The 14,115-nt window shown below is 66.0% G+C and carries 15 protein-coding genes; 3 read left to right on the top strand and 12 right to left on the bottom strand.

The features are described from left to right. Positions 1-69: 69 nt before the first annotated feature. The 4 genes from HPY32_RS09370 to HPY32_RS09355 all read right to left on the bottom strand — a co-directional run bounded on the left by HPY32_RS09370 (position 70) and on the right by HPY32_RS09355 (position 2,569). Complete coding sequence (locus HPY32_RS09370) at positions 70-414, bottom strand: hypothetical protein (protein WP_156674592.1); 345 nt, start codon at positions 412-414, stop codon at positions 70-72. A 41-nt stretch (positions 415-455) separates the two neighbouring features. Further along, on the bottom strand, positions 456-1,082 hold the full coding sequence (locus HPY32_RS09365; protein WP_171982764.1) for an AAA family ATPase: 627 nt from the start codon (positions 1,080-1,082) through the stop codon (positions 456-458). Continuing rightward, positions 1,079-1,702: a 3'-5' exonuclease gene (locus HPY32_RS09360; RefSeq protein ID WP_067591221.1), complete on the bottom strand. Its 624-nt coding sequence runs from the start codon at positions 1,700-1,702 to the stop codon at positions 1,079-1,081. The genes HPY32_RS09365 and HPY32_RS09360 overlap by 4 nt, the downstream gene beginning before the upstream one ends. A gap of 396 nt (positions 1,703-2,098) precedes the next feature. Next, positions 2,099-2,569 (bottom strand): hypothetical protein, encoded by a 471-nt coding sequence (locus HPY32_RS09355; RefSeq protein WP_067591224.1) that lies wholly within the window; start codon positions 2,567-2,569, stop codon positions 2,099-2,101. Between the two features lie 96 nt (positions 2,570-2,665). Between HPY32_RS09355 and HPY32_RS09350 the strand changes: the two genes are divergently transcribed. Continuing rightward, positions 2,666-4,066, top strand: coding sequence for a helix-turn-helix domain-containing protein (locus tag HPY32_RS09350; protein ID WP_082871591.1), 1,401 nt, complete (start codon positions 2,666-2,668; stop codon positions 4,064-4,066). Here HPY32_RS09350 and HPY32_RS09345 read toward each other — a convergent pair. Further along, complete coding sequence (locus HPY32_RS09345; RefSeq protein WP_067596066.1) at positions 4,060-4,779, bottom strand: HAD family hydrolase; 720 nt, start codon at positions 4,777-4,779, stop codon at positions 4,060-4,062. The two genes, HPY32_RS09350 and HPY32_RS09345, sit on opposite strands and share 7 nt — an antisense overlap. A gap of 131 nt (positions 4,780-4,910) precedes the next feature. Between HPY32_RS09345 and HPY32_RS09340 the strand changes: the two genes are divergently transcribed. Continuing rightward, on the top strand, positions 4,911-5,348 hold the full coding sequence (locus tag HPY32_RS09340) for a hypothetical protein (protein ID WP_156674593.1): 438 nt from the start codon (positions 4,911-4,913) through the stop codon (positions 5,346-5,348). A gap of 397 nt (positions 5,349-5,745) precedes the next feature. Then, a complete protein-coding gene (locus HPY32_RS09335; protein ID WP_216675899.1) occupies positions 5,746-6,255 on the top strand; it encodes a TetR/AcrR family transcriptional regulator in 510 nt (169 codons plus the stop codon). A 54-nt stretch (positions 6,256-6,309) separates the two neighbouring features. Here the strand turns inward: HPY32_RS09335 and HPY32_RS09330 are convergent, their stop codons facing one another. The 7 genes from HPY32_RS09330 to argC all read right to left on the bottom strand — a co-directional run bounded on the left by HPY32_RS09330 (position 6,310) and on the right by argC (position 14,114). Next, positions 6,310-7,554, bottom strand: coding sequence for an MFS transporter (locus HPY32_RS09330; RefSeq protein WP_067591230.1), 1,245 nt, complete (start codon positions 7,552-7,554; stop codon positions 6,310-6,312). Positions 7,555-8,242: 688 nt separating this feature from the next. Next, a complete protein-coding gene (locus tag HPY32_RS09325) occupies positions 8,243-8,719 on the bottom strand; it encodes an arginine repressor (RefSeq protein WP_156674868.1) in 477 nt (158 codons plus the stop codon). Positions 8,720-8,763: 44 nt separating this feature from the next. Beyond that, the gene (gene argF / locus HPY32_RS09320; protein ID WP_067591236.1) at positions 8,764-9,705 is read right to left on the bottom strand and encodes an ornithine carbamoyltransferase; all 942 of its coding nucleotides are present in this window, start codon (positions 9,703-9,705) and stop codon (positions 8,764-8,766) included. Beyond that, positions 9,702-10,892, bottom strand: a complete 1,191-nt coding sequence (locus HPY32_RS09315; RefSeq protein WP_067591239.1) for an acetylornithine transaminase — start codon at positions 10,890-10,892, stop codon at positions 9,702-9,704. Before HPY32_RS09315 ends, argF begins: the two co-directional genes overlap by 4 nt. Beyond that, positions 10,889-11,848, bottom strand: coding sequence for an acetylglutamate kinase (argB, locus tag HPY32_RS09310; protein WP_067591242.1), 960 nt, complete (start codon positions 11,846-11,848; stop codon positions 10,889-10,891). The genes HPY32_RS09315 and argB overlap by 4 nt, the downstream gene beginning before the upstream one ends. Then, a complete protein-coding gene (argJ, locus tag HPY32_RS09305; protein ID WP_067591245.1) occupies positions 11,845-13,062 on the bottom strand; it encodes a bifunctional glutamate N-acetyltransferase/amino-acid acetyltransferase ArgJ in 1,218 nt (405 codons plus the stop codon). Before argJ ends, argB begins: the two co-directional genes overlap by 4 nt. Beyond that, the gene (gene argC, locus HPY32_RS09300) at positions 13,059-14,114 is read right to left on the bottom strand and encodes an N-acetyl-gamma-glutamyl-phosphate reductase (RefSeq protein ID WP_067591248.1); all 1,056 of its coding nucleotides are present in this window, start codon (positions 14,112-14,114) and stop codon (positions 13,059-13,061) included. Before argC ends, argJ begins: the two co-directional genes overlap by 4 nt. Position 14,115 lies beyond the last annotated feature (1 nt).

Raw genomic sequence — 14,115 nt, 5'->3', positions numbered from 1 at the left:
AAGCGTCTTGGCCCGGCATATTCGACGGAACCAGACCCTTCCGATCTCGGCACTGGTACGCATTGGATTTTAGAGGAGCGGAGCCGCCGCGCCGACGACGGCGCCTGGTGGTGACTGAAACCTGGCCCGCGCCCATGTGGTTGCGGGGCACACAGTCTCGAGATCGAAGTCCTCACATATTCGTGCCGGTTGATTGTCTTCGTGCGCGAGGTCGTAGACAACGATTGCCTCGACATCCAACCCGGCGGCAATGCCCAGGACGTATCCAATCGGGTCGGAGGTATCGTGCGGCGGGCGCACCGTGTAGATGTACTGATATCCACGCGCTTGGGCGTGATCGATCACTGCGGTCACGTGCCGGGGTGCTGCGAGCCCGGACACGTCGGGTCGCACGAAGCCGACAGCCTTCGGCATGTCGCTCCGTGGTCCATCCACCTCTATCGCTTGCATTTTCATCATGACCACAAACCCTCATCGGATACTGCACAGTCGCCCAGTCGCCCGGCGACGAAATCACAAGCCAAGGCAACGGCAGTGTTGTGTCCGTCAGCAGATAGAGGTAGCCATGGCAAGGCCAGCTCGCGCAACATCGCCTCGACATGGTGGTCGGCGAGAGCACGGAACCTCTGATTCCCATCTCGAATTTTATTGGTGCCCAGCGGGATCTGCGGATTCAGTTGAGTTCGGAAGATCAAATTGTAACAGTCGCTGTGCGCCCGGGTCAGCATTTCCAGATAGGCCCACGCATTGGGATCGGCTGTCTCGCCTCGATATTCAAGCGCCGCACGGTAGTAGCCGAGCGCGTCGGGGACGGCGCGGTCGACCAGGACGACATCCCCATGCGGCCAGGCCTCCAGTTCGTTGCTGATCCCGCGCGTGATGATCCACAGCGTGGACATCCATGTGTGGTTCCAGAGAATCGGTAGCCCCATCCGCTGTGCCTGCTCGCCGAGGTCCGCCACCGTCGCCACCTGAAGCCCGCATTTGCGCAACTCATGGGCCAACCGCGCGAGAAACGTACTCTTACCGGTCGAATGGGTGCCGACTATCGCGATCGTGACCGGCTGTTCGACGACACTCACCACAGACCGCCTTCCGGTTCCGGCGTCGACAAGAACTCCGACAACCCGGCCGCCTCGACCACACCGGGCCAATCCAGGTCCCCGTCGGTGATCAAAGCGCACAACAGTTGCCAGGCCGCCCAGGCGTCGTATCCGGCACGGTGGTAGCCCTGTCCCGCCACAGCGTCGGTGTCCAGCTGGCCTCGCTCGATGAGCTTGTCCAGCGCATACGAATCAAGTCCTCGCCAAACGGATTTCGCCAGTCGCAATGTGTCGAGGATCAGCGGCGGATTCCAGTCCGGAAGATGCGCCGCGAGGACCCGGCGTTCGACGGTGGCGTTGTGGGCTACCAGCACACGCCCGCTCAGCTCCTTCTCGATATCGTCGGCGACTTCGTGCCAGGACGGGCAGTGGGCGAGGTCGGCGTTCTTGATACCGTGCACTTTGCGCGTAACCAACGACGTCACCGGCTGCTTCGGCTTGATCAGCCATGAACGCAAGGCGATAGGTGTCGTCGGTCCGTCGACCGGCAAGACTGCGATTTCGATGATCTCGGGCGGATTCTGTCCGTTTCCTTCCACATCGACCACGACGAGCCGACGGTCGTGCAGAGCGTTCGGGAAAGGCAGTGCAGCGGACATCGTGCCTCCTTGTTGATGGTGGGCCAGCCGAGATCGGCGCGGCCATGTCGGTGGAAGTGGTGCGGCTTGTCGATGTCGTGGATCTGGTAGCCGTGGCCGTGTTGCAGGTAGTAGCGGCACTGCTCATCGAGCCCAACCACGACAACGGCTCGGTCGTTGACCTCTACGAGCGTGCCGCCCAGCTCCCCGCGCTAGCTCGGCGACATGCCGTTCGTCCGGACGCTGCCACGCCCGCGCGCACCGCCGCACCTGAGTCGAGGGGCAGATGTCGCACAAATCCCGGACACCGTAATGGCCGTTGTAGTCGGCGAGCGCATGAACGTAGGCAACGGCGCAACTGGTCTTGCGGAACAACGGTGAGCCCAGCCGACCAACGCTGGCGGCGTGGAGAATTCGTTACTCGAGCGACTCGGGAAGCACCTTGCGGCGAGCACCCTCGGGATACGGTTCGGGCAGGCCGTGCGCCCGGTAGTAGTCACGGATCTGGTCTTTGAAGAACAGACCGGTGAAAACCGTTGCGTGAACATGGCGACTCAGCTCCAGGGCTCGCCGCAGGTGCAATCCGGAGTCGTTGAGGCCCGGCACAATCGGTCGCCAGTACAACACCGCTCGGTAACGGTCGGCATTCCCGAACGCTGTTGCCAGCGAGCGAGCCGCGATGCCGGAATCCACCGGCTCGACGCGAGGAGCCTCGATACCCGAATGCGTAACCAGCACTGTAACTTTCAGATTCTTGATCGAGTTCAGCACCACACAGTCCTCAGGCTCGATCCGCCACCGGGTGATCACCAGAACATGATTGGTCAGACCGCGCCCATCCAAGATTCTCAGCATGTTGAAGGTGTGCGGCTTGACTTTCGGCAGCATAGGGTCGGTGGCCCGATTGAGCTGGCAAGTCGTGGAAAAGGTCCGTTGCCACACCCTTCTTGTGGGCAAGAATGAACACATGCGCAGGGGGCACCGATGAACAACCCGGCCACCGAACCTGAACGGCATCCAGAGACCGTTGTCGACCGCTTGGCGCGCGAGATCAAGCGGCGGAGACTCGATGCTGGTCTGAGCCAGCGTGAACTGGCTGCCAGAATCAAATATTCGCGTCAGTATGTCTCGATGGCTGAATGGGAGGACGCCACCCTTCCCTCAAAAGAATTGGTGGCCGCCATCGACAGCGCGCTCGGCGCGGACGGTGCGCTGGTCGCGCTCCGCGCTCAAGCAAAAGCCGATCTGCAAGGGACTCGCCTACCGTCTCCTTCGGCCATACCAGACTCAAAAACCTCGGGCGGCAGTCCAGTTGTCCTGCCGGTTGTGATCAACGGGCGGATACTGCCGGTGCCGCTGGACCCACGTATTGTCGGTGCGGCAGCCATCGAAGCTGACAGACAGGTCATGGTCGACCCCGGGCTTTTCCAAGACACTGACCCCGTTGGCGCACTTGTTCGTTCGCAATCGATATCCGACCGGGCGATTGCAAGCTTCATGGCCGTGACCAGACTGTTGGCGAGTCAAAGACAATACATCGCACCAGACGCGCTTCTCAACCTCATTGCGGCGCATCGAGATTCCGTGGCGACACTCTTTCGGTCCGCGCAGGACGAGAGTATCAAGAATCAACTCGGCTTCCTGCTCGGCGAGACCTCGATCGTCGCCAGTCGGCTCTGGAGTGCAGTAGGCGACCGCGCGATGGCCCTCGCGAATTGTGCGTTCGCCCGTCGACTCGCAGGCGTTATCAATAATCCCGTACTCGGCGGGATGGCATGCATTTTCGAGAGCAATCTCCGCTCGGACGCCGTCACGTTGATCAGCTCGGATGGCGATGTCGTGGACGGGCTTCGAATGCTCGGCCAAGCGGCCGCCGTCGCCGACCTGCTGCCGCCCACCGCTCGCGCTCGCATAGCCGCAGAGCAAGCCCAAGCGTACGCAGTCCTGGACCTACCGAGAGAATGCCGCAAGGCGCTCACGCGCGCACGCCAGGACATAGAGTCGGTCGATGATGCGGACAGGACCGGATTGTTCAGCGATTGGAGCTCAACGCGGCTCTTTGTGTATGAAGGTACGTGCTGGCTGTTCCTTGGTGAGCCGCAGAAGGCGGTTGTAGCGCTTAATGAAGCATTGGGCGCGACTGATGAAGGAAATCAGAATGTCACTCTCGCGGCACGCGTGGACCTTGGCAGCGCCTATGTATCAGCTGGCGAACTGGAGGAGGGCTGCCGAATTCTCGGGGACACATACGGCAGCTCGGCGGCAATGGGGAACCAGCGAGGCATCGAGCGTGCCCGGCAAGCAATCGGACGGCTCGACCGCTGGAAAACCGAACTACCAGTTCGCGAGCTCGGGGAGCGGATCGAGAGCCTGGATTCTCAATGATCGCCGCCGATCAGCGATTCCACAGTGGCGACCACCGTATTCGGTTCCAGGTCATCCAGAATCGCATCCGGCGAGTGTTGAGCCAACTCGTCACGAGTGAGCCGATGTGCAACCGCGATGACGCGAAAGCCGCCGTGCCTGGCACAGGCGATGTCGTTGGCCGCGTCACCGATGACGACCGCTCGTCCGGCATCGAGTGGCTCGCTGTACCGAGCGGCGAAGCGCTCGGCAACTACGGCAGGAAGCTCGAACCTATCTCGCGCATCCGAACCGAAACCGCCGATAGTCAGATCCAGGCGCGAGTCCAGCCCGGCGACCCTGAGTTTGAATTCGGCAGCCGTGCGGAGGTTTCCCGTCAGCACCGTCTGGACGAACCCATGGTCGTCCAAGGCAGCAATCGCCTCGGCCGCGCCCGGATACGCAGGCTGGTCCCGTGCGAGCTCTTGCTCCCCTTCAGCCATCACCGACGCCAGCACCTCATGAAACCGTGTAACCCCATGCTCCGCCTCATCCGGAGAAACACCCGACGCAACGGCCGTATCCACCACGATGGACTCGTCCGTGTAGCCGTGCACGCGCGCCGTCGGGAACACGATTTCGCCTTCCTGGATGGCATACGTCCGAGCGACAGCCCTTCGGAGCCAACGCAAGTCGGCGGGAATCAGCGTGCCATCGACATCCCAGACGACGAGTCCGACGTACTCCGCGCACATAGCGAGCATTGTGGCAGACGGGCACGGACCCTGTTCGGTTCCCGCGGTCAAGCGCGGTCGTCGATCTTGGCGGCCAGCTCCGCACCTGCCAGTGGTTCCTGCCGACTCCGCGACTTGGGAGAATCGCCAGGATGGTGGATGAGCGTCCTGACAGATCTCGAGGAACCGGCGTGAACCACATAGGACCGACCGCTATAACCCGTGAAGTGCTCACCCGAGCGGCGAAACTCAGCGGCATCGACTCCGAAGGTGCCGTGACGATCCGCGACGGCTCCCATGCCGTCCATGAGCTGCCGGGGAGGATCGTGGCCAGGATCGGTAGACCGCACAGCTTCGAGACCGCCCAACGCGGACTTCGAATCTCACAGTGGCTCAACCGATCCGGTATTGCGACAGTACAGTCGGTGGACTCGTTTCCGCAGCCGACGGTGGTTGACGACCGGCCTGTGACCTGGTGGCATCTGAGTTCCTGGATCACTACAGAAAACTACAGCGGAAGCACGATGAACCGACCGAACCGGCTGCACCGTGCGTCATACACGGCGACGCGGTTGGACGATCCGCAGTGAGGACGGTTTCACTCGCCACCTCCTTACATTCAAGGGTCCGGCAGTCGAGCCTGAGAGCGGGTCGAAGCCCGAGGACGGACGTTGATCAACGAGACATGGTGGAGCAGATCATCACTCGACTCGACTACCGCTCGATGGCGCACTCGCCGATCTCCGTACCGTCCTGACCACACTCGGCGTATCGCCCGATCAGTTCACGAGCGAGCTTTACACCGACGCCGTGGCCGCAAGTCGCCGGAAAAAACTCCGCCCTGCTCGACATCCGGCGGAGGGGGCCGTATCCGGCGAATCGTGGTTGTTATCGTGATTGTGGCAGGTTCGGACAAAGGGGAGAGCCACACTGAACGTACCGGTTACCGATGGCCGTCGGGCGAAGGGTGAACGTCGGCGGCAGGCGTTGATCGAAGCCACGGTGCGCGTTATTCAACGCGATGGCGCCTCTGGCGTTACTCATCGCACCGTCGCCAGGGAGGCGGGTGTTCCCAACACCGCCGCAACGTACTACTTCGACAGTGTCGACGCATTGCTGACCGCGGCGCTGGTCAGCTGCATGGACGAGGATATCGAGCGCATCCGTCGACTCACCCTCGCGGCGGACGACGGTAGCGACAAACGCAGGATGATGGCGGCGATGATGGCGGCGGCCATCGATGGCTCCGGCCGATTACTGGCGGAGTTCGAACTGTGCCTCCTGGCCGTACGGAAACCGGAGCTACGCCGATCCACTCGCCGGTGGACGAAGACACTCGCCGATTTCGCCTGCTTGTTCACCGATGATCCGATACGCGTCAAGCTGTTCGTCAACGCTTACGACGGATTGTTACTGCAAGGTCTGCTGTCCGACGAGCCTGCCACGGTCGACGAGTTCGAGCTCATGCTGCGCGAATTGTTGCCCGATCCTGCGTGACGTTCCCGACCGGCCGCCCACGAACCGGCGGCCGTCGGATACCTCACGACTCGATCAGCAGACGATGCACTCGCCCTGCGGCGCGGCCTCGGACCCTGTTGCCTGACGTGCATACCGCAGGTGCGAACGCAGCTTGGGAAGGCTTGCCAGAGCGAGGATCAGGGCGACGGCGCCCGACACGACGGCCACGCTGAAGCCCGCTCGCGTGCCGTAATGGTCGAAGACGACTCCGGTGATGGCGGCGCCGAGAGCGACACCGCTCTGCAGTCCGGCGATCATCCAGGTCATGGCCTCGGTGAGACCGTGTGCGGGAGTGGTCTGCTCGACCATCCGCATGATCACGACCATGGTCGGCGCGAAGAACACGCCGGCGAAGAACACCGCCGCTGCCAACGTCGCAACGGTATCGGCCAACAGGAACGGCAGCGTGGTCAGGGTCGATCCACCGACCCCGACGATCAGCAGTGTGGGAAGGGGAACCCGCACGTCGAGCGCGCCGAAGGCGAGCCCCGAAATACCGGACCCGATCGCGTACACGGCGAAGACCACCCCTGCCAGCACCTTGTTGCCCTGCTGCTCGGCGAAGGCCAGGCCCATCGTGTCCACAGTCCCTGCGATGCCGCCTCCGAACAGGAGGGTCAGCGCCAGCATGGACACCGGCCCGGACCGTAGCGCCGACCCCGCACGCATGCCATCCGCCAGCGGTTTGACCCGCGGTTCAGTGCTCCTCTGCGGAACGAACAGCGCGACGCCGATAACCAGGAGCAAACCGGCGACCATCGGGGCGGCCTGCGGAAACAGCGTGGTGGACAGCGCTACCGCTAGCGCCGGGCTGACGACGTAGGTCAGCTCGTCGACCACCGACTCCATCGAAAACGCGGTATTGAGCTGGGGCTTTCCGCGGTAGATCGCTGTCCATCGAGCCCTGACCATTGCCCCCATGCTCGGCATCAGCCCGGACAACAGCGCGAAGAGGAACAGTGTCCACGCGGGAGCCCCGGAGTGCGCACACAGGATCAGCGCGCCGAGTGCGACCACGCCGAGACCAGCGGCGATCGGTAGCACCCGGCTTTGTCCGTGCCGGTCCACGGCCCGGGAGACCTGCGGTCCCAGGAAGGCCATGGAGAACGTGAAGGTGCCTGCCACCAAGCCCGAAAGCGTATATGCGCCGGTCAGTTCCGACAGCATCGTCAGGATGCCCATATGCGTCATGGGCAGGGGAAGCCGAGCGATGAGCCCCGCGGCGCTGAACCCTTTGGCGCCCGGAGCGGTGAAGATCTCGCGATAGGGGTTTGGCATTGATAACCCGTTCCTCAGGATGACGTGCGGCGTCCGGACGTCCGCGAAAACAAATGGATCTATCGTTCAACTTTCTACCACGACGGACTCACGTCGCACCACCCGGGCAAGCGGTGGCAACCCGCCCATTGGGCGCGCATCCCGTATGCCAGCAGGGAGGATGAGCCCGGGCAGCATGGCCCGGCTGATCGGCGGCCGGGGACCATGGTGGACACAACGTCACGCCTCCAGAACCAGTGAAGAGGACACCAGCGGCAATAGCGCCATGGGACCGCGACGGCCGACAACTGGCCCAATCGGCGGCCGAGCGGATGCGCGAGGCGATGGATGCGTGGAGCGACGAAAATTACACGAAGGTCGCGCCTCCGTTATTCAATTCGGTGTCGATATAGCCGCCGCCCTGGCGGGCAGCGACGCCCGCATGAGCGAGTTCTACCACGACATCCGGTCGGTTCGGCTTGATCGTGCTGGCGGTGCTGCTCGTTCGGGCACGGGGGCTGCCATGGTGGAGCCCAGTCGCGCCAGTAGCGAGTGTGTTATCGGCCGTCGACTCGCTGGATCTCATACCCGTTGCGGGCCTTGGCGTTCTCGGCGCATTGCTGCCCATTACGCATCTCGGCAGTCCGCGCGCCGATGAGGTTGCAGCCCAGTGAATCTCAATGAGCCGCGTACCCGACCAACCGAGCCCCTAAGCCAAGTCCTCAATCTTGGCGGCCAGTTCCGCCCCCGTCAGCGGTTCCCGCGCGATGACGGCAATAGTGTCGTCCCCCGCAATAGTCCCCACAATCTCCGGCAGCGAAGCCCGATCCAACGCACTAGCCAGAAAATGCGCCGCCCCCGGCGGCGTCCGCAGGACCGCGATATTCCCGCTGTGATCGGTCGATACCAAGAGATCACCCAAAAGCTTGGAAAGACGCCCGGTCCCACCGGTCACCCCCCGAACCGGGCTCCCATCCTCCGGAACCACATAGATCCCCACACCCCCGTCGGCAGCCCGCAGCTTCACCGCCCCCAGCTCATCGAGATCCCGAGACAAGGTGGCCTGGGTAGTCTCGATCCCCTCCGCCGCCAGCAGTGCGGCCAGCTCCGTCTGGCTTCGAACCGCGTTGGCGGACAACAGCTCTACGATTCGCTGCTGGCGGCCGGCGCGGGTGCGGGCGATCACCGGGCCGGATTTGCCCGTGCCCGGTGTCGAACTTCCGGCGTTGCTCACGCCGCCTCGCCTTCGCTCTTGCGCAGCAACCACACCAGTAGCGCTTTCTGCGCGTGTAGCCGGTTCTCCGCCTCGTCCCACACCACGCTGTGCGGGCCGTCGAGCACCTCGTCGGTGATCTCGTCGCCGCGATGAGCCGGAAGGCAATGCAGCACGGCGGCATCGGAGGCGGCGCGGGACAGCAGGTCGCCGTTCACCTGGAAGGGGCGGAACGGGCCGACGCGGTCCAGGCCGTCGTTCTCCTGGCCCATCGATGTCCAGGCATCGGTGACCAATGCGTCCGCACCGGTAGCGGCGGAATGGGGATCGTCGGTGACGGTGACCGTCGCTCCCGTCTCGGCCGCACGCTTGCGAGCAGCCTCGACCACCCAGTCGTAAGGCTCGAAACCCGTTGGCGCGGCAATGGTTACGTTCAACCCGGCCGTCACGCCGCCCAGCAGCAGCGAATGCGCCATATTGTTGGCGCCGTCGCCGAAGTAGGCCAGAGTGCGGCCGGTGAGGTCACCTAGACGCTCCTTCAGCGTCAGCAGATCCGCCAGCACCTGGCACGGATGAAACTCGTTGGACAGCGCATTGACCACCGGAACCGTTGCGGCCGAAGACATTTCATCGAGCCGGTACTGCTCGAACGTCCGCCATACGATCGCGTCCACATAGCGCGACAGCACCCGCCCGGTATCGGCCAGCGTCTCCTCCCGCCCCAGCTGAGTATCGCGGCCATCCACCACCACGGCGTGCCCGCCGAGCTGCGCGATACCCATCTCGAAGGAGAACCGCGTCCGGGTGGAGTTCTTCTCGAAGATCACCCCGATCCCGCGGGGCCCCGCCAGGGGGCGGTGCGCGAACGGGGCGGCCTTCAATTCCGCTGCCAGCGTGAGGACCTCGGCCTGTTCGGCCGGGGACAGGTCGTCGTCGCGGAGAAAGTGGCGGACGGTCATTGGTCATCCTCGGGGGTCGAGGCATCGAGGATGCCGGGAAGGTCGGACAGCAAGCGCTGCGCCTGCTCCTCGGTGAGGTTCAGCGGCGGCGCCAGCCGGATCACATTCGGCTTGGCCGGGTTCACCAGATATCCTGCCGCCCGGGCGGATTCCTCCACCCGCGCCGAAACATCCTGTGTCAGTTGGATACCGATGAGCAGGCCCGCGCCGCGTGCGTGATCGACCAGCGGATGCCCCAGGTCGGTAATGCCGTCGACCAGCGTCTTGCCGAGCGCCTGCACGTGCGCCAGCAGGTCGGACTCGTCGATGGTGCGCAGCACCGCCAGCGCCGCGGCCGCGCAGACCGGGTTGCCGCCGAAGGTGGTGCCGTGCAGGCCGGGCGTGAGCAGTTGGGCCGCACGGCCGTTCGCCAGCGTCGCGCCGATCGGCAGCCCGCCGCCCAGCCCCTTGGCCAGGGTGATCACATCCGGCACGATGCCCGTGGCCTGATGCGCGTAGAAGTGTCCGGTGCGCCCGATCCCGGTCTGCACCTCGTCCAGCACCAGCAGCGCGCCCTTGTCGGCGGTGAGGGCGCGGGCCTTCGCCAGATAGTCCGGCGGCGGCACCACCACGCCGCTCTCGCCCATGATCGGTTCCAGGAACACCGCGGCGGTGTCCTCGTCGACCACGGCGGCCAGCGCGTCGGCGTCGCCGTAGGGCACGTGCACCACACCGGGCGGCATCGGATCGAACGGCACCCGCTTGGACGCCTGCCCGGTCAGCGCGAGCGAGCCCATGGTGCGGCCGTGGAACGCCTCCTCGCAGGCGACGATCTTGCGCCGCCCGGTCAGCCGCGCGATCTTGAACGCCGCCTCGTTGGCCTCGGTGCCGGAGTTGCAGAAGAACGCCCGCCCGTCGCCGTTGCCGAAGTGGGCCAGCAGCCGTTCGGCCAGTTCGACGGTCCGCTCGTTCACATACAGATTCGAGGTGTGCCCGAGCGTGCCGAGCTGCTCGGCCACCGCCGCCAGGATCGCCGGATGCGCGTGCCCCAGGATGTTCACGGCGATACCGCCGAGGAAGTCGAGGTACTGCTTGCCGTCGGCGTCCCACACCACCGCGCCGGAACCGCGCACCAGCGCCAGCTTGGGCGTGCCGTAGTTGTTCATCAGCGCCGACTCCCAGCGCTGCTGCAATTCGCTTGTGCTCATGGTGTTCTCGTTCCTGTGGCGGTACGCGGTTGTTGATCGGCGGCCGGGGTCACCATCGTGCCGATACCCTCCCCGGTGAACATCTCCAGCAGCACCGAGTGCGGGATGCGGCCGTCGATGACGTGGGCGGTCGGGACGCCGTCGGTGACGGCGCGCAGGCATGCCTCCATCTTGGGCACCATGCCCGCGTCCAGGCTGGGCAGCAGGGCCGCCAGCGCCGCGGCGTCGATTCGGGTGACGAGCGAGGAGCGGTCGGGCCAGCGGGTGTACAGGCCCTCGACGTCGGTGAGCATCACCAGCTTCTCCGCGCCGATGCCCTGGGCCAGGGCCGCGGCGGCGGTGTCGGCGTTGATGTTGTGCACCACGCCGTCGGCGTCGGGCGCGATGGTGGAGACCACCGGAATGCGGCCCGCGCCGATGAGATCCAGCACCGCCTCCGGATTCACCGAGGTGACGTCGCCGACCAGGCCGATGTCGGTGGGCGCGCCGTCGACGAGCACGGTGCGGCGGGTGGCGGTGAACAGGCGCGCGTCCTCGCCGGAGATGCCGACCGCGTACGGACCGTGCGCGTTGATCAGGCCCACCAGTTCGCGGCCGACCTGACCGAACAGCACCATCCGCACCACGTCCATCACCTCGGGCGTGGTGACCCGGAAGCCGCCGCGGAATTCGCCGCGCAGGCCCAGCTTGTCGAGCATCGCCGTGATCTGCGGGCCGCCGCCGTGCACCACCACCGGATGCACGCCGACGGTGCGCAGGAAGGCCATGTCCGCGGCGAACGCCCGCTTCAGCGTGTCGTCGACCATGGCGTTGCCGCCGTACTTGACGACCACGACCTTGTCGCGGAACTTCTGCAACCACGGCAGCGCGTCGGCCAGGACGTGCGCCTTGTCCACCGCCGACAGCCGCAGCGTCACGTCGAGCTCCGACAGTGATTGCCGCTGTGCGTAGTTCATGAGCTGTAGGCCGAATTCTCTTCCACGTACCCGTGCGACAGGTCGGTGGTGCGGATGGTGGCCGAGCCCTCGCCCAGGCCGAGGTCGACGAGCACCTGGATATCCGCGCCGGACAGGTCGACCTCGCGGGCGCCGGGTGCGCCGACACCGTTGACGCACACCGGATTTCCGTTGAACGACACCGAGATGCGGTCGGGGTCCAGCTCGATCGGCGCGATGCCGATCGCGGCCAGCACCCGGCCCCAGTTCGGGTCGGAGCCGAACAGCGCCGTCTTCACCAGCGAGTCACGCGCGACGACCCGGGCGCCGATCAGCGCCTCGTCCTCGCTGACCGCGCCGGTGACCGTGACCAGCACCCGCTTGGTGACGCCCTCGGCGTCGGCCATCAGCTGCGCGGCCAGATCGTCGCACACCGCCAGCACCGCGGCGTCGAGCTCCTGCTGGGTGGGCGCGACCGCGCTGGCGCCGTTGGCCAGCAGCAGCACGGTGTCGTTGGTGGAGCAGGAGCCGTCCACGTCGAGCCGGTCGAAGGTGAGCCGGGTCGCCCGGCGCAGCGCGATATCCAGCTGCGCGGAGGTCGCGACGGCGTCGGTGGTGAGCACCACCAGCATGGTGGCCAGCGACGGCGCCAGCATGCCCGCGCCCTTGGCCATCCCGCCCACGTTCCATTTGGCGCGGTGGTGGAAGGCGGCCTCCTTCGGCACCGTGTCGGTGGTCATGATGGCGTGCGCGGCGTCGGTGCCGCCGGACAGCCCGCCGCCCATCTCGTGCACGATCTCGCTGACGGCGGGCAGCAGCTTGTCCATGGGCAGCCGGTCGCCGATCAGACCCGTTGAGCAGACGGCGATTTCGCCCGCGCCGGTCTCGGTGCCCCAGTTGCTCAACGCCTTCGCCAGCTCCTCGGCGGTGGCGTGGGTGTCCTGGAACCCGCCCGGTCCGGTGCAGGCGTTGGCGCCGCCGGAGTTGAGGATCACCGCGCGCACGTGCCCGCCGGACAGCACCTGCTGCGACCACAGCACCGGCGCCGCCTTGACCTTGTTACGGGTGAACACGCCCGCCGCGGCGTACTCCGGGCCCTCGTTGAAAACCAGTGCGAGATCGGGCTTTCCGCTCTTCTTGATACCGGCGGCGAGGCCCGCGGCGCGGAAGCCGAGCGGGGCGGTCACGCCCTGGCTGCGCACCAGTCTGTCTGCCGGGCTGTCGGTGGATGTCACGGTGCCACTCCTACGGTGGAAAGGCCGGCGGTCTCGTCGAAGCCGAGCGCCAGGTTCATCGATTGCACCGCGGCGCCCGCGGTGCCCTTGGTGAGATTGTCGATCGCGCCGACCACCACGAGCAGCCCGGCCGCGGCGTCCACGGCCACCTGCAGGGTGACGGCATTGGAGCCGAGCACCGAACCGGTCTGCGGCAGTACGCCTTCCGGCAGCAGATGCACGAAAGGCTCGTCGGCGTAGGCCTTCTCGTACACCGCGCGGGCCTGCGCGGCGTCCACGCGCACGGGAGCGGTGCAGGTGGCGAGGATGCCGCGCGCCATCGGCGCGAGCACCGGGGTGAACGAGACCGTCACGTCGGTACCGGCGGCCGCCGTCAGATTCTGCGCGATCTCCGGGGTGTGCCGGTGTGCCCCGGCGATGCCGTAGGCGCGCGCCGAGCCCATCACCTCCGAACCCAGCAGACCCACATCGAGTTTGCGGCCCGCGCCGGAGGTGCCGCTGACGGCGACCACATGCACGGTCGGCTCGACGATGCCCGCCGCGACGGCCGGGGCCAGCGCCAGGCTCGACACGGTCGGGTAGCAGCCGGGGACCGCGATCCGGGTCGCGCCGCGCAGGGCCTCCCGCCCGCCCGGCAGCTCCGGCAGCCCGTAGGGCCAGCTGCCCGCGTGCGGGGTCCGGTAGTACTTCTCCCAGGCGGCGGCGTCGGTGAGCCGGAAGTCGGCGCCGCAGTCGATGATCACGGTCGATTCCGGCAGCGCCCGCGCGATGGCCGCGGACTGGCCGTGCGGCAGGCCCAGGAACACCACATCGTGCCCGGCGAGGGCCTCGGGGGTGGTCTCGGCGAGCACGCGATCGGCCAGCGGCAGCAGGTGTGGTTGCAGCTCGCCCAGGAGGGAACCGGCGTTGGAGCCCGCGGTCAGCGCCCCGATCTCGAGGCGCCCGGATCGGTGGGCCGGGTGCCCCAGCAGCAGGCGCAGGACCTCACCGCCCGCGTATCCGCTCGCACCGGCCACCGCGACCCGGACTCCGGGCCCACTCGCATCCGCCATG

Source organism: Nocardia terpenica (genome assembly GCF_013186535.1).
In the GTDB taxonomy this organism is placed as follows: domain Bacteria; phylum Actinomycetota; class Actinomycetes; order Mycobacteriales; family Mycobacteriaceae; genus Nocardia; species Nocardia terpenica.
Note: the sequence above shows the minus strand (reverse complement) of the source record. Positions and strands in the feature narration are given on the sequence as shown.

Bases quoted from the DNA above. Each gene is read 5' to 3' on its own strand.
- HPY32_RS09370 (WP_156674592.1), bottom strand. From the start codon at position 414: ATGCCGAAGGCTGTCGGCTTCGTGCGACCCGACGTGTCCGGGCTCGCA.
- HPY32_RS09360 (WP_067591221.1), bottom strand. From the start codon at position 1,702: ATGTCCGCTGCACTGCCTTTCCCGAACGCTCTGCACGACCGTCGGCTC.
- HPY32_RS09355 (WP_067591224.1), bottom strand. From the start codon at position 2,569: ATGCTGCCGAAAGTCAAGCCGCACACCTTCAACATGCTGAGAATCTTG.
- HPY32_RS09350 (WP_082871591.1), top strand. From the start codon at position 2,666: ATGAACAACCCGGCCACCGAACCTGAACGGCATCCAGAGACCGTTGTC.
- HPY32_RS09345 (WP_067596066.1), bottom strand. From the start codon at position 4,779: ATGTGCGCGGAGTACGTCGGACTCGTCGTCTGGGATGTCGATGGCACG.
- HPY32_RS09340 (WP_156674593.1), top strand. From the start codon at position 4,911: ATGGTGGATGAGCGTCCTGACAGATCTCGAGGAACCGGCGTGAACCAC.
- HPY32_RS09330 (WP_067591230.1), bottom strand. From the start codon at position 7,554: ATGCCAAACCCCTATCGCGAGATCTTCACCGCTCCGGGCGCCAAAGGG.
- argF (WP_067591236.1), bottom strand. From the start codon at position 9,705: ATGACCGTCCGCCACTTTCTCCGCGACGACGACCTGTCCCCGGCCGAA.
- HPY32_RS09315 (WP_067591239.1), bottom strand. From the start codon at position 10,892: ATGAGCACAAGCGAATTGCAGCAGCGCTGGGAGTCGGCGCTGATGAAC.
- argB (WP_067591242.1), bottom strand. From the start codon at position 11,848: ATGAACTACGCACAGCGGCAATCACTGTCGGAGCTCGACGTGACGCTG.
- argC (WP_067591248.1), bottom strand. From the start codon at position 14,114: ATGGCGGATGCGAGTGGGCCCGGAGTCCGGGTCGCGGTGGCCGGTGCG.